The sequence below is a fragment of the Pseudoalteromonas sp. H103 genome (assembly GCF_001469205.1).
GTDB classification, from domain to species: Bacteria; Pseudomonadota; Gammaproteobacteria; order Enterobacterales; family Alteromonadaceae; genus Pseudoalteromonas; species Pseudoalteromonas carrageenovora.
In genome coordinates, this window is sequence record NZ_LOFG01000015.1 from 122,130 (window position 1) to 148,868 (window position 26,739).

The 26,739-nt window shown below is 39.4% G+C and carries 22 protein-coding genes; 16 read left to right on the forward strand and 6 right to left on the reverse strand.

Annotation, left to right across the window (positions count from 1 at the left end; translation table 11 throughout):
- Positions 1-92: 92 nt before the first annotated feature.
- The 12 genes from ATS74_RS10510 (at position 93) to adk (ending at position 12,254) form a co-directional block, all read left to right on the forward strand.
- Positions 93-527 (forward strand): HvfA family oxazolone/thioamide-modified RiPP metallophore, encoded by a 435-nt coding sequence (locus ATS74_RS10510; RefSeq protein ID WP_058548855.1) that lies wholly within the window; start codon positions 93-95, stop codon positions 525-527.
- An 84-nt stretch (positions 528-611) separates the two neighbouring features.
- Positions 612-1,469, forward strand: a complete 858-nt coding sequence (locus tag ATS74_RS10515; RefSeq protein ID WP_058548856.1) for an HvfB family MNIO-type RiPP peptide maturase — start codon at positions 612-614, stop codon at positions 1,467-1,469.
- Positions 1,470-1,494: 25 nt separating this feature from the next.
- Complete coding sequence (locus tag ATS74_RS10520; RefSeq protein WP_058548857.1) at positions 1,495-2,247, forward strand: HvfC family RiPP maturation protein; 753 nt, start codon at positions 1,495-1,497, stop codon at positions 2,245-2,247.
- 72 nt (positions 2,248-2,319) lie between these two features.
- Complete coding sequence (locus ATS74_RS20170; RefSeq protein WP_008132255.1) at positions 2,320-2,442, forward strand: hypothetical protein; 123 nt, start codon at positions 2,320-2,322, stop codon at positions 2,440-2,442.
- 172 nt (positions 2,443-2,614) lie between these two features.
- Positions 2,615-3,160: an adenine phosphoribosyltransferase gene (apt, locus tag ATS74_RS10525; RefSeq protein WP_058548858.1), complete on the forward strand. Its 546-nt coding sequence runs from the start codon at positions 2,615-2,617 to the stop codon at positions 3,158-3,160.
- A 3-nt stretch (positions 3,161-3,163) separates the two neighbouring features.
- Entirely contained in the window at positions 3,164-5,683 is a 2,520-nt protein-coding gene (gene dnaX, locus ATS74_RS10530) for a DNA polymerase III subunit gamma/tau (protein WP_058548859.1), read from the forward strand.
- Positions 5,684-5,742: 59 nt separating this feature from the next.
- Positions 5,743-6,069 (forward strand): YbaB/EbfC family nucleoid-associated protein, encoded by a 327-nt coding sequence (locus tag ATS74_RS10535; protein ID WP_058548860.1) that lies wholly within the window; start codon positions 5,743-5,745, stop codon positions 6,067-6,069.
- A 6-nt stretch (positions 6,070-6,075) separates the two neighbouring features.
- Entirely contained in the window at positions 6,076-6,684 is a 609-nt protein-coding gene (gene recR, locus ATS74_RS10540) for a recombination mediator RecR (RefSeq protein ID WP_058548861.1), read from the forward strand.
- Between the two features lie 130 nt (positions 6,685-6,814).
- Positions 6,815-8,716 (forward strand): MFS transporter, encoded by a 1,902-nt coding sequence (locus tag ATS74_RS10545; protein WP_058548862.1) that lies wholly within the window; start codon positions 6,815-6,817, stop codon positions 8,714-8,716.
- Positions 8,716-9,429: an RluA family pseudouridine synthase gene (locus ATS74_RS10550; protein ID WP_058548863.1), complete on the forward strand. Its 714-nt coding sequence runs from the start codon at positions 8,716-8,718 to the stop codon at positions 9,427-9,429. Before ATS74_RS10545 ends, ATS74_RS10550 begins: the two co-directional genes overlap by 1 nt.
- 88 nt (positions 9,430-9,517) lie before the next feature.
- Positions 9,518-11,431: a molecular chaperone HtpG gene (gene htpG / locus ATS74_RS10555; RefSeq protein ID WP_058548864.1), complete on the forward strand. Its 1,914-nt coding sequence runs from the start codon at positions 9,518-9,520 to the stop codon at positions 11,429-11,431.
- A gap of 178 nt (positions 11,432-11,609) precedes the next feature.
- Complete coding sequence (gene adk / locus ATS74_RS10560; protein ID WP_058548865.1) at positions 11,610-12,254, forward strand: adenylate kinase; 645 nt, start codon at positions 11,610-11,612, stop codon at positions 12,252-12,254.
- Positions 12,255-12,340: 86 nt separating this feature from the next.
- On the opposite strand, the gene tpx is transcribed toward adk, so the two are convergent.
- Positions 12,341-12,922, reverse strand: coding sequence for a thiol peroxidase (gene tpx / locus ATS74_RS10565; protein ID WP_058548866.1), 582 nt, complete (start codon positions 12,920-12,922; stop codon positions 12,341-12,343).
- 288 nt (positions 12,923-13,210) lie between these two features.
- Between tpx and ATS74_RS10570 the strand changes: the two genes are divergently transcribed.
- Together ATS74_RS10570 and ATS74_RS10575 are read left to right on the forward strand one after the other, a co-directional pair.
- The gene (locus ATS74_RS10570; protein WP_058548867.1) at positions 13,211-14,215 is read left to right on the forward strand and encodes a response regulator; all 1,005 of its coding nucleotides are present in this window, start codon (positions 13,211-13,213) and stop codon (positions 14,213-14,215) included.
- 3 nt (positions 14,216-14,218) lie between these two features.
- The gene (locus ATS74_RS10575) at positions 14,219-15,190 is read left to right on the forward strand and encodes a sensor domain-containing diguanylate cyclase (protein ID WP_058548868.1); all 972 of its coding nucleotides are present in this window, start codon (positions 14,219-14,221) and stop codon (positions 15,188-15,190) included.
- A 23-nt stretch (positions 15,191-15,213) separates the two neighbouring features.
- Here the strand turns inward: ATS74_RS10575 and ATS74_RS20175 are convergent, their stop codons facing one another.
- From ATS74_RS20175 to ATS74_RS10595, 5 genes are all read right to left on the reverse strand, one after another.
- Positions 15,214-15,345: a hypothetical protein gene (locus ATS74_RS20175; protein ID WP_268801287.1), complete on the reverse strand. Its 132-nt coding sequence runs from the start codon at positions 15,343-15,345 to the stop codon at positions 15,214-15,216.
- A gap of 94 nt (positions 15,346-15,439) precedes the next feature.
- Positions 15,440-16,954, reverse strand: a complete 1,515-nt coding sequence (locus ATS74_RS10580; RefSeq protein ID WP_058548869.1) for a SpoVR family protein — start codon at positions 16,952-16,954, stop codon at positions 15,440-15,442.
- A 19-nt stretch (positions 16,955-16,973) separates the two neighbouring features.
- A complete protein-coding gene (locus ATS74_RS10585; RefSeq protein ID WP_058548870.1) occupies positions 16,974-18,257 on the reverse strand; it encodes a YeaH/YhbH family protein in 1,284 nt (427 codons plus the stop codon).
- A gap of 31 nt (positions 18,258-18,288) precedes the next feature.
- Positions 18,289-20,211, reverse strand: coding sequence for a PrkA family serine protein kinase (locus ATS74_RS10590; protein ID WP_058548871.1), 1,923 nt, complete (start codon positions 20,209-20,211; stop codon positions 18,289-18,291).
- Positions 20,212-20,419: 208 nt separating this feature from the next.
- A complete protein-coding gene (locus tag ATS74_RS10595; RefSeq protein ID WP_058549160.1) occupies positions 20,420-21,001 on the reverse strand; it encodes a superoxide dismutase in 582 nt (193 codons plus the stop codon).
- Positions 21,002-21,268: 267 nt separating this feature from the next.
- Here ATS74_RS10595 and ATS74_RS10600 point away from each other — a divergent pair, with 267 nt between their 5' ends.
- On the forward strand, positions 21,269-21,607 hold the full coding sequence (locus ATS74_RS10600) for a Grx4 family monothiol glutaredoxin (protein WP_058548872.1): 339 nt from the start codon (positions 21,269-21,271) through the stop codon (positions 21,605-21,607).
- Between the two features lie 672 nt (positions 21,608-22,279).
- Positions 22,280-26,737: a glutamate synthase large subunit gene (gene gltB / locus ATS74_RS10605; RefSeq protein WP_058548873.1), complete on the forward strand. Its 4,458-nt coding sequence runs from the start codon at positions 22,280-22,282 to the stop codon at positions 26,735-26,737.
- Positions 26,738-26,739 lie beyond the last annotated feature (2 nt).

Consider the following 26,739-nt stretch of genomic DNA (forward strand, 5'->3'; position numbering starts at 1 on the left):
GTCAGGTCTACTTAATTATACCAACTACATACAAATGTAAAAATTGCGTGAGTAGTTTTAGAATACAACCCTTGATAAAAGAGAGTCATAATATGAATACAGTTAAAAAAAATACAATCGCGTTAACTTTAGGTGCAGTAGTTGTTGGCTCTGCAAGTTTTGTATCTACGGATGTACAAGCTAACCCATTTGAGTTTCAAGAGCTAGTTACAGGTTACCAATTGGATGCTGCAGAAGGTAAATGTGGCGAAGGCAAATGTGGGGGCGACGCAAAAGATAAAAAAGAAGGTAAGTGCGGCGAAGGCAAATGTGGCGGCGACGCAAAAGATAAAAAAGAAGGTAAGTGCGGCGAAGGTAAATGTGGCGGTGACGCAAAAGCTAAGAAAGAAGGTAAGTGCGGCGAAGGCAAATGTGGCGGCGACGCAAAAGCTAAGAAAGAAGGTAAGTGCGGCGAAGGCAAATGTGGTGGCGATACTAAAGCAAAAAAAGAAGGTAAATGTGGCGAAGGCAAGTGTGGTGGCCAATAATCATTTTGATGTAATTGCTTAAGCTATTCAGCTGCAATTATACTAAAAGGGCCATTGGGCCCTTTTTGCTTTAAGGAGACAATAATGAAAACAACTCAAAACGCCGGGTTTGGTATGGTAGGGCTCGGCCTTCGTCGTGAGATGCTTGATGAGCTACTTGAGCATGTACCCAAGCAAGTAGATTTTATGGAAGTGGCACCTGAGAACTGGTTAAAACTAGGTGGGCGTTTTAAAAAGCAATTTAAAACATTAACTGATGCTACTAACTTTGTTTGTCATGGATTATCGCTTTCAATTGGTTCACCTGAGCCATTAGATATTGAATTTGTGAAGTCACTTAAAACTTTTTTTGATGAGCACAATATTAAAATATTTAGTGAGCATTTAAGTTATTGCTCCGGCACTGGCCATATGTACGATTTAATGCCAATTCCGTTTACTCAAGATGCAATCGCACATGTTGTTCCTCGCATTAAGCAAGTACAGGATATTTTAGAGCGCCAAATAGCGATAGAGAATGTTTCTTACTATGGTGCGCCTGGTCAAGAGTTATCTGAGCTTGAATTCACCAATACTATTTTAGAGCAAGCTGATTGTAAGCTATTGCTAGATGTTAATAATATTTACGTTAACTCAATTAATCATGGATACAATGCTGAAGAGTTTTTAAATGGGCTGCCTTCAAAGCGTATCGCTTATGGCCATGTTGCAGGGCATTATAATGAAGCCGAAGATTTGATTGTAGATACCCACGGTGCAGATGTTATAGGCCCTGTGTGGGAATTGCTAGATAAAGCTTATGCAAAGCACGGTGTTTTTCCTACACTGCTTGAGCGAGATTTTAATATTCCAACGATGAATGTATTAACTAAAGAGCTAGACATTATTCATGAGCTGCAAAGTAAGTATTTAAATTCGTCTTTAACTAAGCAAAGTGCTTAATATTTGTTTATAAGAGTATGCAATTATGAGTTTTATTGAAGTACAAAACGAATTTATGGCACATATTCGCCAGCCTCAACAAAATAAAAAGCCCAGCGACATAGAAGACAGGCGAATGGCTATTTATCGTGACTTATTTTTTAATAATGTAGATGGATTTATTTCATCAGGTTTTCCGGTATTGAAAACCTTATATAGCGAAAAACAATGGAAAAAGCTCGTTAGGCAATTTTTTAGTAACCATGATTGCCATTCACCATACTTTTTAGATATAGCAGGCGAATTCATTAATTACTTAGCCAGTGATTATAAGATGCAAAAAAATGATCCGGCCTTTATGTTAGAGCTTGCTCATTACGAGTGGATTGAGCTTGATGTGTCTATTGCTATGGATGATCCGCAAGAGCAAAAGCTCAATGCGACTGATATTACGCACCTTCCAATGTATTTATCTGTAGCTGCGCGTAATTTGAGTTACCAGTATCCGGTACAAACTATTAGTGTAGACTTTCAACCTAAGCACCCAGCAGAGCAGCCAAGTTATTTTGTCGTCTATAGAGATGCACAAGACGATGTGCAATTTTTGGCAACCAATGCAATGACGGCTTTATTACTTTCAATTATTGAAAATAGTAATGGCATTACCTTTGACGAAATTTGTGAACAGGTATTAAGTCATGCTCCACAATTTAGCCCGGAACAAATAAATCAAGGCGCACTTGCTACGCTTAATGCAATGGCGGAGCGCAGAGTAATAGTGACAAAAAATCAAGATTAAGTCCTTTATAGATGTTTTTACATCGTCTATCATGGCAGCCTAATTTATCGTGCTTAATAAAAGGTTGTACCCATGTCAGATGATAAAGATTTTAAAGATCCGTTTAATGCTACTTACTTTATTGCTTTTTTAGCGGTATTTGCAGGTATTGGTTGTTTAAATGCGATTTTAGGCTGGATCACTAGCTTAACTTAAAATGTATTTGCATCGAGAGGCTGTTGTTAGCATCAGCCTTGACCATTTTAATTTTAATCCTCGTAAATCTTCCCGCTCTTTCTTTTTTATAATTATTGCAAACTCGCAATTTAAGGTCAGTTAAGGTTATAATCACCTGCTTTGTAATATAAACCATTGAGCAGTTAAAATTATGACTCAAGTAACACCAGCAATTATCAAAAACAGCATAACTACAATTGCTGATTATCCAAAAGCGGGCATTATGTTTCGCGATGTAACCACATTAATGGCAAACCCTGACGCGTTTAAAGCAACAATTGATGCTTTTATAAACGAGTATAAAGATCAAGGTTTTACTAAAATCATTGGTACAGAATCACGTGGCTTTATTTTTGGCGCACCTTTATCTTATGCTTTAGGTATTCCATTTATTCCTGTGCGTAAGCCGGGTAAATTACCACGAGAAGTTATTCGCCAAGATTACTTATTAGAATACGGTGAAGACACACTTGAGCTTCATATTGATGCAATAGTACCAGGCGACAAAGTGTTGTTAGTTGATGATTTACTTGCAACAGGCGGTACAATTGAAGCCACGGCTAAGCTTGTAAATAAACTTGGTGGGGAAGCAACTGATGCAGCATTTGTAGTTTCACTTCCAGAGCTTGGCGGCGAACAACGCATCGAAAAAATGGGTATTAAAATTCTAAAATTGGTTGAATTTGAAGGCGAGTAATCGATGAGTTATCAGGTTCTAGCGAGAAAATGGCGTCCACAAACCTTTCATGAATTGGTTGGGCAGTCTCATGTTAAACAAGCGCTGGTTAATGCGCTTACACAAAATAGACTGCATCACGCGTATTTATTCACTGGAACCCGAGGTGTGGGTAAAACCACCATTGCGCGTATCTTTGCTAAAAGCTTAAATTGTGATGAAGGCATTTCTGCATCTCCTTGTGGAAAGTGTAGTAGCTGTACAGATATAGAAGCAGGTCGTTATATAGACTTACTTGAAATAGATGCAGCCTCTCGTACTAAAGTAGAAGATACCCGCGAAATACTTGATAACGTGCAATATGCGCCAACGCGCGGGCGTTATAAAGTATACCTAATAGATGAAGTTCACATGCTCTCAAAGCATAGCTTTAATGCCCTTTTAAAAACGTTAGAAGAGCCACCAGAGCATGTGAAATTTTTATTAGCGACAACCGATCCTCAAAAATTACCTGTCACTATTTTATCTCGTTGCTTACAGTTTAACTTAAATGCATTATCGCAAAGTGAAATTAAAACTCAGTTAGAGCATGTATTAACTCATGAGCAACTAAGTTTTGACAATGATGCGCTTAGCATTATTGCAAAAGCGGCTGATGGCAGTATGCGCGATGCGCTTAGTTTAACTGACCAAGCGATAGCGCAAACAAATGGTGATATAAATAATCAAGCAGTACAAACTATGCTTGGTTTAATGGATACGCATTATAGCCAAAGTTTACTTGCCGCATTATTAGCGCAAGATGGCCCAGCGCTTATGAATGAAATAGCGCAAGTTGCTAGTCGTAACCCAAATTATGTAGCATTACTTGATGATTTAATTGCACTTACGCATTTAGTTCAATTAAGTCAGCTTGTTCCTGAAGCTGCAGCACTTGATGAAAAGAACGTTGATTATATTGCACATGTTGCTGAGCATACGAGTGCACAACAGATTCAAGTGTATTATCAACTCCTGTTAAATGGTAAAAAAGATTTACAGTGGGCACCAGAGCCTCGCCTAGGCTTTGAAATGATAATGCTAAGGCTATTAGCATTTGAGCCAACGCAAACCGAGCATAAACAGGCTGCGCCCTTAGCAGCTCAAGAGCCTGTTGAAAATAAACCAGGTAGAGCGAGTGCACTGCGAGATATATTAAATAAAAATAAAACATCGCAAAAAACAACAGGTAACCAAAGTAGTCCTTCAACTAACAGCACACAAGCTTTAGATAATACTTCACAGCTAAACACTCAAAAACAAGAGTCAATGGTTCAAGTACCACCTGTACAAGAGCCGTCAGTTGCCAATGAAGTTTCGAATACGCAGCCCGCTACAATTGAGGCCAAGCCGCCAGTTCAACAACCTGAACATGTTAATGAGCAGCCAAAAAGTACTGTAATTTCAGATGAACAAGCTCAGCGTCAAAGTGAAGATGAAGCTTATATGCAACATAGCGATGCTGAGCAAACACTCGCTTCGCAATTTGACGATATAATGAACAGTGCCGTAGAGCAGGGATTTAACCCTGCGCAAAGCACTAATTCAGAGTCACCCTCTGAGCCGGCATCAAGTGAAAGTGCGGTTAGCCAAAATACGAGTACACCAATTGCAGAGCAAGACGCTCAGGCGCAATCGGCTATTGCCCGTATTTTACGTGACAGAAATATATCGGGCGCAGGTAGACTTTCAGGTGCAAATACTCGCACTGCTGAAAATAACGCATCAGAGCCGTTAACCAAGCCAAGTGCAAAAGAACCTAGCCAGCACCCTAGAATGCCAAAAGTAGCAACGAGTCAAAATGCACAGCCAGCGAGTAATGAAAGCGCACCAAACCTTGATGCAATTGACGATGCACCACCATGGGCAACCAATAGTGCAGGTGAGAGTGAAAAAAAGCATGAGCTCCCAGTAACAGGGGGCCAAACAGAGTCACTTAATCAAGCAAATACAAAACCAGCACGTAAGATTGATTTTAAAGAAAAACATCAAACAATTACTGAAAACTTAGCGCCAGAGTTACTTGAACAAATTAATCCTCAAAAGGTGGTAGAAGCCGCCCCTGAAGAGCCAAGTATTCCGGTGCCCGATGATTTTCAAAGCCCGATCAGCGAAATTAGGTTTGCACACCAGCAAGATGAATGGGCTTATTTAATTAAGCGTATGGGCTTAGGGGGGCGTATGCGCCAGTTTGCCTTGCACTCCATTTTTACTAAGCAAGGTAACAACTTGCATATTGATGTTGATGAATCACAAAAACACCTAGATACACCAGTGCTTCGCCAAAAATTAGATGCAGCACTATCAAGCATTTATGAGCATAATGTATCGCTTAGCATTAATTTTGCAAAAGGGGTGATAGATTCACCTTACTTAATTCAACAAAAAATAGATGTAGGTCGTCATCAACAAGCAATCGATGTGATCACAACGGATGACAATATAGTGCAGTTTCAGCAAGTATTTAGCGCGGAAATTGACGAAAATAGCATTCAGGCATTGTAATTAAATACAATCGCCCTTATCTTCATGACAATTAAAGTTTAAAAGAAAGAGAGAAAATTATGTTTAAAGGTGGAATGGGTAACATGATGAAGCAAGCGCAGCAAATGCAAGAGCGCATGCAAAAAGCCCAAGACGAAATCGCAACACTAGAAGTTGTAGGTGAAGCGGGCGCAGGCCTAGTTAAAGTAACTATGCTTGGTAACCATAATGTACGTCGTGTTGAGCTTGATGAAAGTTTAATGGAAGACGACAAAGACATGATTGAAGATTTATTAGCAGCAGCATGTAATGACGCTGTACGACGCGTGGCTGATGAAACACAAGAGCGCATGGGCAAAGTAACTGGCGGTATGCAATTACCACCAGGTATGAAAATGCCGTTTTAAGTAAATATGCAACTTTCAGATAGTTTAACTCAGCTTATTGAAGCATTGCGCTGTCAGCCAGGCATAGGCCCAAAGTCAGCGCAGCGTATTGCCTTTCATTTGCTTGAACGCGACCGCAAAGGTGGCACTCAACTTGGTAATGCGCTCACTAAAGCAATGACTGCGGTAGGACATTGTCAATCGTGCCGTACGTTTACAGAACAAGCACAATGTGACATTTGCTTAAGTACTAAACGTCAAGACAGTGGGATTTTGTGTGTTGTTGAATCACCAACAGATGTACTGGCAATTGAGCAAACAGGGCAATATCAAGGTTTATACTTTGTTTTAATGGGACATTTATCACCTATTGATGGTATTGGTCCTAAAGAAATTGGCCTTGATGTACTAGAGCAAAAGCTTTCTCATGGTGGTATAAACGAAGTTATTTTAGCGACTAACCCTACGGTTGAAGGCGAAACAACAGCACATTATATTGCTCAGCTTTGCCATAAATATAAAGTAGGCGCATCAAGAATTGCTCATGGTATACCTGTCGGTGGTGAGCTCGATTTGGTCGATGGTACCACACTTATGCACGCCTTTAGCGGCCGTCGTGCGGTAATGCAAGACTAAAGCAGCTATTTGAAATTTACTTTAAAAGCCTACATTGTAAAATATGTAGGCTTTTTTGTTTTTAAAGCAAAACATAAGGTAAGATTAGCGCTTTATATGATTAAGCATTAGCGAGTGACTAAGGGACAAAATGCAAAATAATAAAAAACATCCAAGTGCATTACTAAACAGTAAGCGTTTTCTACCGCTTTTTGTTACGCAGTTTTTATCAGCCATAAACGATAACGTATACAAGCAGTCGGTGCTTATTTTATTGGTTTTTCAAGCGGCAACACTTGCAGACGGTGCATTATATTCGAATATTGCTGCAGGCTTGTTTATTTTACCATTTTTTTTATTTTCTGGTATGGCAGGGCAACTTGCCGAAAAAACAGAAAAATCAAAGCTTATTAGGCTTGTAAAGCTATGCGAAATACCAATTATGGTCATTGGCGCTGCATCAATTTTAACGCAGCAAGTATGGCTAATGCTTGCAACAATATTTTTTATGGGATTGCAAAGCACCTTTTTTGGCCCATTAAAATATTCAATATTACCTCAACATGTTGCTCCAAACGAGCTCACTAAAGCAAATGGTTTAGTGGAGTCGGGTACGTTTGTGGCAATTTTATTAGGGACTATATTTGGTACTTATTTTATTACTCAAACAGTGGGTCCTGTTGTAATAAGTATTGCAGTATTGGTACTGGCTACACTTGGGTATTTTAGTAGCCGCTTTATACCGGTAAGTGAAGCGAATGAGCCTAACTTGCACTTTACGTACAATATTTTTTCGTCAACTAAAAATGTATTTAAAGCGCTTAATGCACAAACAGAATCTGTGGGTAAATCTGTTTTAGGGATCAGTTGGTTTTGGCTTATAGGCGCTATTATTTTAACCGCACTACCAAATTACGTTAAACATGTGATGGGCGGCGATGAATTAGTAGTAACCAGTGCGTTGGTGGTCTTTTCTTTAAGTATTGCAATTGGTTCTCTGCTGTGTGAAAAGCTTTCACGCTCTCGTATTGAGCTTGGTATTGTGCCATTTGGGGCTATTTTAATAACGCTTTTTTTGTATTTATTAAGCCAAGAACCAGCAATTGAGACGTACATTACTCCAAGTGAAAACTTATTAACCCTTAAGCAAGTTTTAAATACTGGCGATATGATCTGGCATTTTATTTGGATGGCTGGAATTGGTATTGCTTCAGGTTTTTATACAGTGCCGCTGTATGCGTTAATTCAGCAGCGTACTGAGGAGTCGAGCCGATCACGCGTCATTGCCGCTAATAATGTTCTTAATGCATTGTTTATGGTTGGCAGCGCTATATTAAGTATTATTACGCTGTCTGTTCTTAAGTGGCATATTTCATCACTACTTTTATTACTCGCAGGTCTTAACTTACTTATTTCAATATATATTTATACTAAAGTGCCTGAGTTTTTCTTACGCTTTATTATTTATATATTAGCGATATGTATGTATCGCGTACGTACAAAAGGTGAGGTTAATATTCCATCTGAAGGGGCTGCGGTGATTGTTTCAAACCACGTTAGTTTTGTAGATTGGATGTTTATTTTAGCTGCTTCACCAAGGCCTATACGCTTTATGGTGTTTGCGCCTATTTATTATTCTCCTGCTTTACATTGGCTATTTAAAATGGCCAAAGCAATTCCAATAAATAGCGAAAAAACAAACCCAGAAGCGTTTAAAAAAGCGTTTGATGATGTAGCCAGTGCACTTGAACGCGGCGAGCTTGTGGGCATATTTCCAGAAGGGAAATTAACTAGCGACGGTTCGATTGATATGTTTAGGCGTGGCATTGAGCGTATTATTGAACGCTCACCCGTGCCTGTTATTCCTGTGCACTTAGGTGGATTATGGGGCAGTATGTTTAGCCGTAAAGCTAAGTGGCAATTACCTCGATTAAAGTACTCTTTAGTATCGGTTACAGCAGGTGAGCCAATAGCAGCAGATAAAGTGACTGCCGATAATTTACGCGAGCAAGTATTGGCTTTAAAAGCGCTGCATTCTAAAGATATTGATTAATGGTTGAACCTTTGAGTGCGCCTCATACAATTGTTGATAATTTTATAGCGCCCAAGTGCCATGAAGCTATTAAAATACTTTATCAAGATGATGCTATTTTGATTATTAATAAACCCAGTGGATTATTAAGTTTATCTGGGAAGAATCCACTTAACTGGGACTCAGTACACTACCGGTTAGTAAATGGTCAAAAAGGATTAACTGCGGCCTTTCCTGAAGCTAAATTACCGCACCGGCTAGATTTTGGCACATCAGGTATTATGATTGTTGGGTTAAATGCCTCTGCGTCTAAGCATTTAAATAAACAGTTTCAAAGTCGAGCAATACAAAAGCGTTATTTAGCGATGCTAGAAGGAAGTGTGACTACCTTGCAAGGTGAAATAAATTTGCCTATAGCAAAAGACAAAGAGCGCTTTCCTTTAGTCAAAATATGCAAAGCCACAGGTAAAGAAGCAATTAGTAAATACACAGTTCTCAAAAGGTTATTAAAGCCTGAACGTACATTTGTGCAATTTACACCTATTACAGGACGTACGCATCAACTACGTATTCATAGTGATGCAATAGGACACCCAATTTTAGGGTGTGATTTATATAAAAGTAAGCGCAGTGAACAAATGGCTGAACGTTTATTGCTACATGCCAGTGACGTATTTTTTGATCACCCAATAACAGGGCTTCCTTTTCATGCAAAGTGTCCGTGCCCGTTTTAATCTTTTTTAAACTTTTCCCTTGAAGTTGATTCACCTCACCCCATATTAAGTGCATAACGCAGACACTTTGCAAATTGGAGATACATAAATGACTGCAGCACAAAAAGAAACATTAGGCTTTCAAACAGAAGTAAAACAATTATTAAACTTAATGATTCATTCTCTTTATTCAAATAAAGAAATATTTTTACGTGAACTTGTTTCAAATGCATCTGATGCAGCAGACAAGCTACGCTTTTTAGCGCTTTCTAATGGCGACCTTTACCAAGGTGATGCTGACTTACGTGTACGTATTAGCGCAGACAAAGAGGCCAACACAGTTACTATTTCAGATAACGGTATTGGTATGACCCGTGATGAAGTAATTAGCTCTTTGGGCACAATTGCAAAATCAGGTACTGCTGAGTTTTTTAAAAACTTAACAGGCGATCAAAGTAAAGATTCACAGTTAATTGGTCAATTTGGTGTTGGTTTTTACTCAGCATTTATTGTAGCCGATCTAGTTACTGTACGTACTCGTAAAGCCGGCGAAACAACAGCTTATGAGTGGGAATCTAAAGGTGAAGGCGAGTACACACTTCAAGAAATTGAAAAAGAAGGCCGTGGTACAGAGATTATTTTACACCTTCGCGATGAAGAAAAAGAATTTGCTGATGACTACCGTCTACGTAGCATTGTTACTAAATACTCAGACCATATTTCTACGCCTGTACAAATGTACAAACCAGAAGTGCCTGAATCAGAAGGCGAAGACGGTGAGAAAATCCCAGCGGTTCCAGGTGAGTGGGAAAGCATTAACCGCGCTACAGCATTATGGACGCGAGATAAGTCAGAGCTTTCTGATGAAGAATACAAAGAGTTTTATAAACATGTAAGCCATGATTGGGAAGATCCACTTAGCTGGGCACATAACAAGGTTGAAGGTAAAACTGAATACACGAGCCTTTTATATATTCCTAAAAAAGCGCCATTTGATTTATGGAATCGTGACCGTCAAAGCGGCTTAAAACTATATGTACAGCGCGTATTTGTAATGGATGATGCTGAGCAGTTTATGCCAAGCTACTTACGTTTTGTAAAAGGTTTATTAGATTCAAACGATTTACCACTAAACGTATCTCGCGAAATTTTACAAGACAACAAAGTAACACAAGCTATTCGTAAAGGGTGTACATCGCGCATTATCAAAATGCTTGAGCGTATGGCTAAAAACAAAGCTGATGACTACCAAGTGTTTTGGAATGAATTTGGCCAAGTAATGAAAGAAGGTCCAGCGGAAGACGCAGCAAATAAAGAAGCTATTTGTAAGTTATTACGCTTTTCTTCAACTCATACTGATTCAGAAACGCAAGATGTATCGCTTGAGCAATACGTTGAGCGCATGAATGAAGGCCAAGACAAGATTTATTATGTAGTGGCTGACACTTTCACTTCGGCTAAGAACTCTCCACATTTAGAGATTTTCCGTAAGAAAGGCATCGAAGTATTACTACTAAGTGACCGAGTTGATGAGTGGATGATGAGCCACCTGACTGAATTTGCTGATAAGCAGCTTCAATCAATTACGCGTGGTGATTTAGACTTAGGTAAGCTTGACGACGAAGAAACTAAAAAAGCACAAGAAGAGTCTGAAAAAGAAATGGCAGGCCTTGTTGAGCGCATTAAAACATCGCTAGGTGATGATGTAAAAGACGTGCGCTTTACGCACCGTTTAACAGATTCTCCAGCGTGTGTTGTAAGTGATGACAATGATATGAGCTCACAAATGCAAAAGTTAATGGAGTCTGTAGGCCAAGCAGCCCCAGAAGCTAAACCTGTGTTTGAGCTAAACCCTGAGCACCAACTTGTTAAGCACTTAAATGATGAGCAAGATGAGGATAAGTTTGCACAGTGGTCACATGTATTATTAGACCAAGCATTGCTTGCTGAGCGCGGTACATTAAAAGATCCAACAGGATTTGTTACACGCCTAAATAAACTTATGTTAGAACTTAGCAAGTAATTGCTGATTGGCTAAGTAAATAAAAGTACAAAGTTTGTACACATTTAAAAAGGAAGCGTTTGCTTCCTTTTTTTATGCGCTGCAGAGTAGGCAATTAGTATAAGTTACTTGAGTATCAGCGGCGCTTGTGGAAGAATTCAGGCTTTAAAAATAAACTTCCATACTAGGGGACAATGATATGCGCATTATTCTTTTGGGCGCGCCGGGTGCTGGTAAAGGTACTCAAGCTCAGTTTTTAATGGACAAGTACGGTATTCCACAAATTTCTACTGGCGATATGCTTCGCGCAGCTATTAAAGAAGGCACACCACTGGGTCTTGAAGCAAAAAAAGTAATGGATGCAGGTCAGTTAATTTCTGACGATATCATTATCGGTTTAGTTAAAGAGCGTATTGCTAAAGCTGATTGTGAAAAAGGTTTTTTACTTGATGGTTTCCCACGCACTATTCCACAAGCAGATGCAATGAAAGAAAATGGCGTAGTGGTTGATCACGTTATTGAATTTGATGTGGCTGATGAAGTAATTGTAGAGCGTATGGGCGGACGTCGTGTACACCCAGGCTCAGGTCGTGTTTACCATGTAGTTTACAACCCACCAAAGGTTGAAGGTAAAGACAACGAAACAGGCGAAGACTTAATTGTTCGCGCAGACGATACTGAAGAAACAGTACGTAAACGTTTAGGCATTTATCATGAGCAAACTATGCCATTAGTTGATTACTACCAAGCTGAAGCTGCTGCAGGTAACACGCAGTACCACAAACTTGACGGTACACAAGCCGTTGAAGTTGTGAGCGCACAGTTAGGTGAGCTTTTAGGTTAATTTAAAGCGCACTAAAAAACCGCCAAATGGCGGTTTTTTGTTTTTACTAATCCGCAATAATACTTAATTAAGCTAATTGGTAAAAATTAAAGTGTTTTAAGCTTTTCAATCACACTATCGTATTCTGGCTCTGTAGATAGGCTGCTTACTAGCTGTTTATAAATAACAGTATGACTCTTATCTAAAACAAGTACTGAGCGCGTTAACAGACCCATATCTTTAATAATTAAACCATATTTTTGACCAAAGTCACGCCATACCGAGTCAGACAGCGCAGTAACTTTGTCTATATTTTCAGCTTTACAAAATCGCTTTTGAGCAAACGGTAAATCTGCACTAATCGTAAGCATGGCAACACCTGGAAATTGCGCTGCCACTTTTTCGTTAAAATGTTTAGTTTGCAAACTACAAATACCCGTATCAAGACTTGGCACTACACTTATTAGTACAGCTTGACCTTGATAATCATCAAGCGTTACAGGAATAAAGCTGCCATCAACCACTTTAAAGTTCGGTGCGCTATCACCCACAGCGACCCCGTTACCTAATAAAGTGACAGGCTTACCTTGTGCCGACACTTTTCCTGCATCAAGCGTGTTTTCTGGGTAATCGGCAGCAATAGCAACAGAGCAAAATGTACTCAATGCAAACGCAACTGAACGAAACATAGGGTATTTCCTTTTAAATTAACGCAATAGGTGTCAGTGTATTATACTGCGTAATAGTAACCAAGTGATTATGTAGCTCTTTAGCGGCTTGCTTTGAGATTTAAACTTTGTTTAATCTTGCAAGTTAAGCACGTACTTATGGACTCGGAATTAATTCTGTAATATAAAAATTGTAACCAAGACAATCTTTGATTAACATGAAGTTACAAAATATATCTTTAATAAAAAAAACAATAGCCTTTATAAATCATTTTGATGCTCATAACGGGTTTAAAACAGAGAGATAGTATGTCAACAACGGTATTAATATGTGATGACTCAAAATTAGCGAGACGCCAATTAGCTCGTTCATTACCTGAAGATTGGGATATTAAGGTTGAATTTGCACTGGATGGCGTTGATTGCATAAAACAAATTAAACTAATCCAACCAGAAATACTGTTTTTGGATTTGAATATGCCTGAAATGGATGGGTACGAAGTTCTCATCGCGATGAAAGAGCAAGGTTTAAACATTCTTACTGTGGTTGTCTCCGGAGATATACAGCCAAGCGCGCATCAACGCGTTCTTGAGCTTGGTGCAATCGACTTCATACAAAAACCTTGCTCTGCTGAAAAGCTCGCACATATTATTGAACACCATGGAATTAAAGATAAGGCAATGCGTGAGCGACTATCTCATTCATTAGGTGAGCAAGTTGACCCTGATGTACGAGATATATATCAAGAGCTGACCAACGTTGCTATGGGCCAAGCTGGTGACTTATTAGCTCGCCTACTAAATGTATTTGTAGAGTTGCCAATTCCAAATGTGAACATTTTAGAAGTTAATGAGCTTGATATGGCGCTTCAGTCTATTGATAACAATGCTGCTACCTCGGGTGTGTGCCAAGGCTTTATTGGTGGTGGAGTGTCTGGTGAAGCATTATTACTACTAAATGACTCTAGCTTTAAAGAAATTGCCTCACTGATGAATTACGACGGCGAGCTAAACGATAAGGTTGAGCTTGAGCTCCTTATGGATATTAGTAATATTTTGATAGGTGCAATTTTAACAGGCCTTTCAAAGCAGCTTGATATGTCATTTAGCCAAGGGCACCCAATAGTACTTGGGCAGCACAGAGATGTGTCTGATTTAGTAAAATCAAACAAATCACGTTGGCAACGCACGCTAGCGATAGAAATAAGTTACGGTATTGAAAACCACGATATAAATTGCGACCTCATGCTGTTATTTACTGAAGATTCACTTAAAACTTTGAAATTCAAAGTTGCTTACCTATTAGAAGATTAAGTTATGGCCGCTGATTTAGAAATGAATGAGATCCATTGGTTAATGGATATGTTTAATACTGTAGATGTAGGCCTTGTGGTACTCGATAGGGATTATAAGGTATGTGTATGGAATGGTTTTATGGAAAATCATTCTGGGTTACTTCCTAGTGCCGTTAAAGATAAAGACTTATTTGATTTATTTCCTGCAATAGACGAAAAATGGTTTAGAAGTAAATCAGAATCTGTATTTGTACTAAAAAATCGCTCTTTTACTATTTGGGAGCAGCAACCTTATATTTTCCGCTTTAAAAATTACCGACCAATCACGGGTAAAGCAGATTATATGTATCAAAATGCCACGTTTATTCCTCTTACGAATACGATGGGTGAAGTGAGTCATATTTGTATAATTTTGTACGATGTAACAGATATAGCCGTAAATAAAAAAGAGCTCGAAGAGTTAAATAGAAAGCTTGAGCAGGTTAGTCAAACTGATAGTCTTACTCAGCTTTCAAACCGTGGGCATTGGGAAGGTACACTTCGCCAAGAATTTTTAAGAGTGAAGCGAAGTGGGGGATGCAGCACTTTATTAATGTTTGATATTGATCACTTTAAAAAAATTAATGATGAATATGGCCACAGCTGTGGTGATGAAGCACTTCGTCATCTATGTGACTTACTGAGAACAACACTTCGAGAAACAGATATAGCAGGGCGCTATGGCGGTGAAGAGTTTGTAGTTACTTTACTGGACACAGATAAAGATGGCGCGACAATATTTGCTGAGCGTTTAAGAGCATTAATTGAATCAACGCCTGTAAAATATAAACACTTTGAAATACAGATGACCATTAGTATAGGCTTTGCCGGTAGCAGTAATGACTTTAAAAATCATGAACGTTGGATTGAAGCTGCTGACAAAGCGCTTTACCACTCAAAGGACTCTGGTCGAAATAAAGTGACCGCCTATGTAGATATAAAAAATGACACTTAAGCGTCATTTTTTAAGATTTGTTGTTAAAGTGGCGGTAAAACCAAAACATCAGTTTTAATGAGTTTCATCATTTTCTCTGCAGTATTATCAATCAACGTATTTTTAATACCTGAGTTTCCTACAGATCCAATAATGACTAAATCGGTATCAGGCATAGCCCCTAGTCTTGGATAAACTTGCTCTGCTAAGCCCGCTGTACTTACATAATCGACTGAGACAATGAATACAAAAAGCTTTTTATTATTATATTCACTCTGTTATATGGCGTGAATCATCGTTTGGGCATTGCCCTAGTATTGATACGTCACCAGTATTTGACTCTTGCTCCAGCTTTACCTTAAAGCCCCATAGTCTGTAAAGGTGTTTTAGTACTTCCTCATGAGAGTTTGCAAGCGGGATTTTATTATGCGGAACGTATCTTAGCGTTAAAGATCGATTGCCTCTAATATCAACGTCATATACTTGAATGTTTGGTTCAAGATTACTCAAATTGTATTGTGCAGAAAGAGCTTCTCTGACTGCTTTATAGCCACTATCATCATGAATAGCACCTACTTCTAAGTGTGAGCTATTAGCATGATCAACGATAGTAAATAGCTTAAATTCACGTATGAGCTTAGGTGATAAAAACTGACTAATGAAGCTCTCATCTTTAAAGTTTTCCATAGCAAAATGTAAGGTGTCTAACCAATTGCTCCCTGCATATTCAGGAAACCAACGTTTGTCTTCATCTGTAGGGTTTTCACAAATACGGCGAATATCAACCATCATATTAAAGCCTAGAGCATATGGGTTAATACCTGAATAATAATTACTATTGTAAGGTGGCTGATAAACTACATTAGTATGGCTTTGTAAAAACTCAAGCATAAAGGCATCGCTTAGTTTTCCTTCATCGTATAGATGATTCAAGATAGTGTAATGCCAAAAAGTGGCCCAGCCTTCGTTCATTACTTGGGTTTGCTTTTGCGGGTAAAAGTATTGCGAAATTTTACGCACTATACGGATTATTTCACGTTGCCAAGAACCCAAAAGTGGGGCGTTTTTTTCAATAAAATATAATATATTTTCTTGAGGCTCTTGCGGAAAATGCTTCTCCTGCTTTTTTGCTTCCTGTTGTTGAACAGGTATAGTCCGCCATAGCTCGTTAACTTGAGATTGCATATAATCTTCACGTTCTTGCTGGCGCTTCTGCTCTTCAAATAATGATATTTGTTGCGGGCGTTTATATCTATCTACACCGTAATTCATTAAAGCATGGCATGAGTCGAGCAGCGACTCTACCTCACTAATACCGTATTTTTCCTCACAGCGATTAATATAGTTTTTAGCAAATACTAAGTAATCAATAATTGATCCCGCATCAGTCCAGGTTTTAAATAAATAGTTACCTTTAAAAAATGAGTTATGACCATAACAGGCATGTGCCATAACTAGAGCCTGCATGGGCAGGGTATTTTCTTCCATTAAATACGCAATACATGGATCAGAGTTAATCACTATTTCGTAGGCTAAGCCCATTTGCCCACGTTTATAGTTTTGCTCTGTTTGAATAAACTTTTTGCCATATGACCAATGGCTGTAGCCTAAAGGCATGCCAACACTTGAGTATGCATCCATCATTTGTTCAGCGCTAATAACTTCAATTTGATTAGGGTAGGTATCTAACCGGTAGTGCTCTGCAACGCGAGCAATTTCTGTTTGGTACTCGTGTAATAAGTCAAATGTCCAATCGGGGCCATCATTAATACGTTTATTACTCATATTATTACCTCGCTTAGGCTTATGCTGTACCTTGCTGTTGGCGGCTCTTTTTAAATAGCTCCCTAAATATAGGGTAAATGTCTTCGACACCTTGAATGTGTTGTATAGCAAAATTATTGTGGCTTTGTGCTATGCCCTCGTATTCACGCCATAGACTTTGATGGGCACGCGTTGTAATTTCAATATAGGCGAAATACCTAACTGCTTTTAAAAGCTTGTTCCGTAATATTTGCCCACAGTGAGGGGTATCATCAGCCCAGTTATCGCCATCGGATGCTTGTGCTGCATATATATTCCATTGCTCAGCGTCGTAACGATCTTTTATTATTTCATTCATTAACTTAAGTGCACTTGAAACGATGGTGCCACCTGTTTCTTGCGAATAAAAAAACTCTTGCTCGTCTACTTCCTTTGCTTGTGTATGATGGCGAATATATACCACCTCAATATCTTTATAGCTACGTGTTAAAAACTGATACAGCAAAATATAAAAGCGTTTAGCCATATCTTTTGTGGCTTGGTCCATAGAGCCAGATACATCCATAATACAAAACATGACCGCTTTGCTGGTGGGGTGAGGGCGTTTTTCATAATTACGAAAGCGCAAATCATAATTGTCTATAAATGGCACACTTTTAATTTGTTGTTTTAATAATTTAATATCCTCATGCAGTAATGCAATAACCGCTTTATCGCTTTGAGGTTGCTCAAGCTCCATTGCAAGCTGCCCTTCAAGCTCTGCGAGTCGCCTTTTTTTACCCGCATTCATAGCTACTCTTCGGGCTAGGGAGCCTTGAAGTGAGCGCACAATATCTATATTACTGGGCATGCCATCGCTACAAAAACCAGCACGATGCGTTTTCATTTGTACTAGTTTATCAAGTTGATTTTCTTGCAAATTAGGCAGTTCTAAATCTTCAAATAGTAAATCTAGGTATTCATCTTTTGATATAGAAAATACAAACTCATCTTGCCCCTCGCCAGAATCACTCGCATCGCCATCTCCTGCGCCACCACCTTGGCCACTTTTAGGGCGTTCAATTTTATCTCCCGTAGAGAATTGATCATTCCCCGGGTGAATTTGCTCTCTATTTCCTCCTCTGCCTTGATGAAAGGTAGGCTCGCTGATATCACGCTGCGGAATAGAAATACTTTCACCAGAGCTTGAGTCGGTGACACTGCGTTTGTTTATTGCATCTGACACAGCTTCTTTAATTTGCTTTTTATAGCGCCTAATAAAGCGCTGGCGATTAAGCGTACTTTTGTTTTTTCCGTTTAAACGCCTATCAATAAAATTCGCCATAATGACCTCCTAAAAACTACAAATATGAAGGCTATTGCGACTTTCTAACTCGTAAATACCATTCAGAAAGCAAGCGAACTTGTTTTTGTGTATAGCCTTTTTCGACCATACGGTTTACAAAGTCTTCGTGTTTTTGTTGATCTTCCGCTGATGTTTTAGTGTTAAACGAAATAACGGGTAGTAAGTCTTCTGTATTTGAGAACATTTTCTTCTCAATGACAGTGCGTAACTTTTCGTAACTGGTCCACAGTGGGTTTTTACCGTTATTATGGGCACGAGCGCGAAGTACAAAGTTAACTATTTCGTTTCTAAAATCTTTAGGATTAGAAATACCGGCTGATTTTTCAATTTTTTCAAGCTCTGCATTAAGTGCTGCACGGTCAAATAGTTGGCCTGTATCTGGATCACGGTATTCTTGGTCTTGAATCCAAAAATCAGCATAAATAACATAGCGGTCAAAAATATTTTGGCCGTATTCAGAATAAGACTCTAAATATGCGGTTTGTAGTTCTTTGCCAATAAACTCTACATATTGTGGTATTAAATAGCCTTTTAAAAAGCTTAAGTAGCGCTCTTCAACTTCGCTACTAAATTGCTCTCGTTCAATTTGTTGCTCTAGCACATAAAATAAATGTACAGGATTAGCTGCAACTTCAGTGGTGTCAAAATTAAACACACGGGACAAAATTTTAAACGCAAAACGGGTAGAGAGCCCCGTCATGCCTTCATCAACACCTGCGTAGTCGCGATATTCTTGGTAAGATTTTGCTTTAGGATCTGTGTCTTTTAAGGTTTCACCATCATATACCCGCATTTTTGAATAAATACTCGAGTTCTCAGGCTCTTTTAATCGGGATAACGTGGTAAATTGTGCCAGTGTTTTTAGTGTGCCAGGTGCACATGGCGCATTATAAAGCTCGCTATGCTCTAGTAATTTATCGTAAATTTTAATTTCTTCGGTTACACGTAAGCAGTAAGGCACTTTTACAATGTAAACACGATCTAAAAACGCTTCGTTATTTTTATTATTTTTAAACGTTTGCCATTCTGATTCATTAGAATGGGCGAGGATCATGCCATTAAATGGCAGAGCACTAATGCCTTCGGTACCATTATAATTGCCCTCTTGAGTAGCTGTAAGTAAAGGGTGTAGCACTTTAATAGGCGCTTTAAACATTTCTACAAATTCCATTAAACCTTGGTTTGCAAGGCATAATGAACCCGAATAAGCGTATGCATCTGGATCGTTTTGCGCAAAATGCTCAAGTTGGCGAATATCAACCTTACCAACCAATGCAGAAATATCTTGGTTGTTTTCATCTCCAGGCTCGGTTTTGGCAATACCAATTTGGTTTAAAATAGAGGGGTAGCGTTTTACTACTCTAAATTGACTAATATCGCCGTTAAATTCTTTTAATCGTTTGCCAGCCCAAGGTGACATAATCGTTTTTAAATAGCGGGGTTTAATGCCGTATTCTTGCTCAAGGACGCTAGCATCTTCTACCGCATCAAATAAAGATAAAGGGTGGTCGTTAACTGGTGAGCCTTTTATAGAATATATGGGCACTTGTTGCATTAGGTATTTTAGTTTTTCAGCAATAGATGATTTACCGCCGCCAACAGGGCCGAGCAAATAAAGTACTTGTTTACACTCTTCAAGCCCTTGGGCTGCATGTTTTAAATAAGAAACTATTTGTTCAATAGCGTCTTCCATTCCATAAAAGTCTTCAAAGGCAGGGTAGCGTGCTACTACTCTATTGGAAAATAATCGACTTAATCGTGCATCCGTTGCAGTATCAACCATTTGGGGATCGCCTATAGCCATAAGTAAGCGCTCTGGTGCGCTGGCGTAGGCAGACTTATCAGTTTTACAAATCTCAAGGAATTCGCTAATACTGTACTCTTCTTCTTGTGCCGCTTCGTATCGTGCTTGGTAATGCTCAAAAATCGTCATAATAACCTCCGAAACCCGCTAAAAAAGGTGCTTACTGTTTAAAGTCTAGTCACTATTTCGTATTTTTGTGCAATAAAATTAAAAATTTAAGTGAAAAAAGATCATGTTGACCAATTAACGAATTGCCGTCGTATAACACCATTTTTATTGAAAATTGAGCATAAAAAAAGACGCCTAAGCGTCTTTTTAAATTAGCTAAAAGCGCTAATTAAGCGAAGTTTGCGTTTGCAAATTCCCAGTTAACTAGTGACCAGAAACCTTTAAGGTAATCTGGACGCACGTTACGGTAATCGATGTAGTAAGCATGTTCCCATAAATCCACTGTTAGGATTGGAGTAACACCTTCATCTGTTAACGGAGTCGCTGCGTTAGACGTATTTACGATATCTAATGAACCATCAGCAAGTTTAACTAACCAAGTCCAGCTAGAACCGAAGTTGTTAACTGCTTTATCATTTAATGCATCTTTAAACGCATCAAAAGAGCCCCATTTAGCGTTGATTGCATCAGCAACTGCGCCAGTTGGCTCGCCGCCGCCATTTGGAGATAGGCTGTTCCAGTAGAAAGTGTGGTTCCAGATTTGTGCTGCGTTGTTAAATACGCCGCCTTCTGAAGAACATACGATTTCTTCTAGAGATTTGTTTTCAAACTCAGTACCAGGAATTAAACCATTAAGTTTAACAACATAAGTGTTGTGGTGTTTACCGTGGTGAAACTCTAGAGTTTCTTTTGAAATATGTGGCTCAAGTGCATCGATTGCATATGGTAGTGACGGTAGTTCAAATGCCATTTTTCTATCTCCATCTTCTTTTGGTTGATAATCCGTTTGGTTATACGTAATGCCTGTACAAACAGGCCACTTACCTATACCAACCGGGAATATAGTGTTACTATAATTGTTGAGTATTTTACTCAAGTTTTAGCAAACAGCAATGCTATTGCTAAAGACTATTTCAATTGCGGCTTTATTTGCCCATTTTAAGTTATATATCTGTGGTCACAATGATTTATTTTCAAGGCCTAGGTATATTCAGCTATCGTCATTTTGAGGTTGTAGATGGAAACCATTGATAAAATTAAACAGCAGATTTCAGAAAACCCAATAATCCTTTACATGAAAGGGTCACCTAAATTACCAAATTGTGGTTTTTCTTCACAAGCGTCACAAGCTCTAATGTCGTGTGGCGAACCATTTGCATATGTTGATATTTTACTTAATCCAGACATTCGTGCTGAACTTCCAGCATACGCAAATTGGCCTACGTTCCCACAACTATGGGTAGAAGGCGAGTTAGTTGGTGGTTGTGACATTATCATCGAAATGTTCCAACGCGGTGAGTTACAGCCGCTAGTTGCAGAAACAGCAGCTAAATATAAAGAAGCTGACGCAGAGTAATAGTTACTTTGCTAAATTACTAAAGCCACGTTAAACGTGGCTTTTTTGTATGTGAAATATAGCTACTACTTATACCTGCCTTTTATCATGAATAATTGATCATATACCTCACTGTAATAATTCATCACTTCAGCTAGAGTGCGTTCGATACCTTAAGCAATCTTATATCGAGTTTAAATAATCCCACGTTGTAGTTATATATTATTAGATTCGGGTCTAGTTAGATAAAAATGCACTAAAAGCGTAGTAAAACAGACGCAAATTTTAATAACTATACTCATGAATGCTTAAAGTCGTTATCATAATCCTTAAATTTCCTAAAACCTCACTAAACTATCTAAATGTTAACTGAATTACACGCACGGTAGTGAATATTTATTCAATACATTGCTTGCTTACGTTTACGTAAGGTGTAACTGTTTGAGTCCTTTATTTTTACAAAGTGTTAAACTTGACACCAGTGTCATAAAAATATAACGGTCAAATAACCGCTAATTGTTAAAACTTATAACTAAAAAAGAAATCTTGCCTTGAAGTGAGAAATATTCAAGAATGTGAATATGTATTCAAAATAATATTGACTCTATTTACTATAGAGGCTAGTTTTGTGCGTCTGTTAGCAAATCGTCGAGCAGTTCATTCACGTTAACAGTGCAGCAAGGGGAGGGGTCTATGTTATACGACTCAAAATTAGAAAAAGATAATTGTGGCTTTGGCTTAATAGCCCAAGTTAATGGTCAGGCTAGTCATAGGCTTATACGTACAGCTATAACTGGACTTGATCGCATGCAGCATCGCGGTGGTATTTCTGCCGATGGTAAAACTGGTGACGGCTGTGGTTTATTACTGCAAAAGCCTGACAGTTTTTTCCGTGCTATTGCCAGTGAACATAATTGGCACTTAGGTAAAAATTACGCCGTAGGCATGGTTTTCTTAAATTCAGATCCCGTTTTAGCACAAGCTGCAAAACAGGTTTTATGTGAAGAATTAGAACAAGAAACACTTAAAATACTAGGCTGGCGTGAAGTGCCAACCGACCCTTCAATGCTAGGTCCTATTGCTACTCAGCAGTTGCCTGGGTTTGAGCAAATTTTTGTTAGTGCGCCTGAAGGTTGGCGCTCTAAAGATTTAGAACGCCGTTTATATGTGGCACGTCGTCGTGCAGAAAAGCGTTTAGCGCAAGATGATTCATTTTATATTGCAAGTTTATCTGGGTTAGTCACTATCTATAAAGGCCTTATGATGCCTGCAGATTTGCCTAACTTTTATTTAGATTTAGCCGATATTCGTATGACCAGCGCTATCTGTGTTTTCCATCAGCGTTTTTCTACCAATACTCAGCCGCGTTGGCCTTTAGCGCAACCATTTAGGTATTTAGCGCATAATGGTGAGATAAATACTATTGAGGGTAACCGTCAATGGGCGCGAGCTCGCTCGTACAAGTTCTCATCGCCGCTTATTCCTGATTTACAAAGCGCAGCGCCATTTGTAAACGAAACCGGCTCTGATTCTTCAAGCTTAGATAACATGCTTGAGCTGTTTTTAGCCGGTGGTATGGATTTATTCCGTGCTATGCGTATGCTTGTTCCGCCTGCATGGCAAAAAAACCGTGCAATGGATGATGATTTACGCGCATTTTATGACTTTAACTCTATGCACATGGAACCATGGGATGGCCCAGCGGGTATTGTAATGTCCGATGGTCGCTTTGCAGCATGTAACCTTGACCGTAATGGCCTTCGCCCAGCCCGCTATGTTATTACACAAGACGGCTTTATCACACTTGCATCAGAAGTGGGCATTTGGGATTACACTGCCGATGAAGTAGTCGAAAAAGGCCGTGTTGGACCAGGTGAATTATTAGTAATTGATACTAAGCTTGGTAAAATTTGGCACTCAGATGAAATCGATCAAGATTTAAAATCACGCCACCCTTATAAGTCATGGCTTGAAGAAAACGTTAAGCGCTTAACACCATTTGAAGAACTTACTGAGCAAGATGCGGGTAATCGCTCATTTGACGACGAAACGCTTGCGAAGTACCAAAAAATGTTTGGCTACACAAATGAAGAGCTCGATAGTGTTATTCGTGTAATGGGTGAAAACGGCCAAGAAGCGACAGGCTCAATGGGCGATGACACGCCATTTGCTGTGTTAAGTGAAGGGCATCGTTCACTTTACGATTACTTCCGTCAAAAGTTTGCTCAAGTAACCAATCCGCCTATCGATCCGCTACGTGAAAACCATGTAATGTCACTTGCTACTTGTATTGGTAGTGAGCAAAATGTATTTAACGAAACAACAGGCCACGCTAAGCGCTTACAGTTCGATACGCCTATTTTAATGTACGCAGACATGCAGCAACTACTTAATGCTGATGACGAGCACTACAGCTACTGTAAAATAGATATTACTTATACAGCTGAAGAGGGCTTAGAAAAGGCAGTGGCGCGAATTTGTGATTCTGCACAAGAAAAAGCCGCAGCGGGTTGTGTCATGCTTATATTGACTGACCGTAATTTTAGCGAAACAAGCTTACCAGTTCCTGCTGCTATGGCGGTAGGTGCAGTACAAAAGCGCCTTGTAGATACAAACCTTCGCTGCGAATCTAACATTATTATTGAAACGGGTAGTGTTCGCGATGCTCACCAATTTGCCGTACTACTTGGCTTTGGCGCAACAGCGATTTACCCATACCTTGCGTACGAGTCACTTGTTGCAATGAGCGACAGTAAAGTGATTGAAAAATCGTACTGCGAAGTAACACTTTCGTACCGTAAAGCCATCAATAAAGGCTTATACAAAATAATGTCTAAAATGGGCATAAGTACAGTTGCATCGTACCGTTGTTCAATGCTTTTTGAAGCGGTTGGTTTATCTGATTCTATGGTAGAGATGTGCTTTAAAGGCGTTGCAAGTCGTATTAAAGGTGCGTGTTTTAGTGATTTTGATAGTGATCAGCAAAAGCTTCATAAACTGGCCTTTAGTAAGCGCAAGCTACTAAGCCATGGTGGCTTATTAAAATACGTGCACGGTGGTGAGTACCATGCTTATAACCCAGATGTTATTCAAACGCTGCAAAAAGCGGTACGCTCTGGAGATTATAAAGACTACGGCGCTTACGCAAATTTAGTTAATAATCGTCCAATTGCTACTTTGCGCGATATGTTAGCGCTTAAATTACCTGAAAAAGGCATTAGTGTTGATGATGTAGAGCCAGCTGAAAACCTATATAAACGTTTTGATTCAGCAGCAATGAGTATTGGCGCACTCTCACCAGAAGCACATGAAGCGTTAGCTATTGCGATGAACCGCTTAGGTGGTTGTTCAAACTCAGGTGAAGGCGGTGAAGATAAATTACGTTTTGGCACTGAGAAAAACTCACGAATTAAGCAAGTTGCTTCTGGACGATTTGGTGTAACGCCGCACTACCTTCGTAATGCTGATGTAATTCAAATCAAAGTGGCGCAGGGTGCTAAGCCTGGTGAAGGTGGACAACTACCGGGTGAAAAAGTAACGCCGTATATTGCTAAACTTCGTTATTCAGTTCCGGGTGTAACACTAATATCACCACCACCGCATCACGACATTTACTCGATTGAGGATTTAGCTCAGCTAATATTCGATTTAAAACAAGTAAATCCTGAAGCGATGATTTCGGTTAAGTTAGTGTCAGAGCCTGGCGTGGGCACAATTGCTACAGGTGTAGCTAAAGCATACGCTGATTTAATTACTATTTCGGGTTACGACGGTGGCACAGGCGCAAGCCCGCTTACGTCTGTAAAATATGCAGGTAGCCCTTGGGAGTTAGGCCTAGCAGAAACTCAACAAGCACTTGTTGAAAATGGCCTTCGTCATCGTATTCGTCTGCAAACCGATGGCGGCTTAAAAACAGGTTTAGACATTATAAAAGCGGCTATTTTAGGTGCAGAAAGCTTTGGCTTTGGTACCGGCCCAATGGTTGCGCTTGGTTGTAAATACCTACGTATTTGTCACTTAAATAACTGTGCAACCGGTGTAGCAACGCAAGACGAAACACTTCGTCAAAAGCACTACCATGGCTTACCAGAAATGGCGATGAACTACTTTAAGTTTATAGCGCAAGAAGCACGCGAGATCATGGCAAGCTTAGGTGTTGCAAACTTAACTGATTTAATTGGCCGTTTAGATTTACTTGAAGCGATTGAAGGTAAAACAGCTAAGCAAAAGAAAATAGATTTATCATCTGTGATTGCTCAGCCTAATAACCCAACGGGCGAAACATTATTTTGTAGCGCACCAAATAGCTCTCATTACTTAGGTGAGTTAAACGAAACGTTATTAGGTAAAGCACAGCAAGCCATTGATACTTCTTCAGGTATCTCGCTCGTGAGTCGTATATGTAATACAGACCGCTCAGTAGGGGCAATGTTATCTGGTTATATTGCATCTAAACACGGTAACCAAGGTATGGCTGCTGACCCTGTTGCAATTGAGCTACACGGTACTGCAGGGCAATCATTTGGTGTTTGGAATGCCGGTGGCTTAGAAATGACGTTAATAGGCGATGCAAACGACTACGTGGGTAAAGGCATGGCTGGCGGTAAGCTCGTTATTCGCCCACCACTGGGCTCATCCTTTGAAAGCCATAAAGCGACTATTGCAGGCAACACGTGTTTGTACGGTGCTACGGGCGGTAAATTATTTGCTGCAGGTTGTGCGGGTGAGCGTTTTGCTGTTCGTAACTCAGGTGTACAAGCTGTTGTAGAAGGCGTAGGCGACAATGGCTGTGAATATATGACCGGCGGCGTTGTTTGTGTACTTGGTAATATTGGCGTTAACTTTGGCGCGGGTATGACAGGTGGTTTTGCTTATATTTTAGATGAGCGAAATGACTTTGAAAAACGCATTAATCCAGAGCTAGTTGAAGTCGTAACACTTGATGACTTAAGTTCGCACCAAGAACATCTACGCGGCTTAATTGCTGAACATTTAGAGCTTACTGGCTCATGTCGTGCAGAAACCATTTTAGCTAACTTTGAATTGTATTTACCTATGTTCAAGCTAGTTAAACCAAAATCAAGTGATGTAAAAAGTTTACTCGGGCATCGCGCTCGCAGTAGCGCAGAACTTCGTGTTCAAGCGCAATAAGG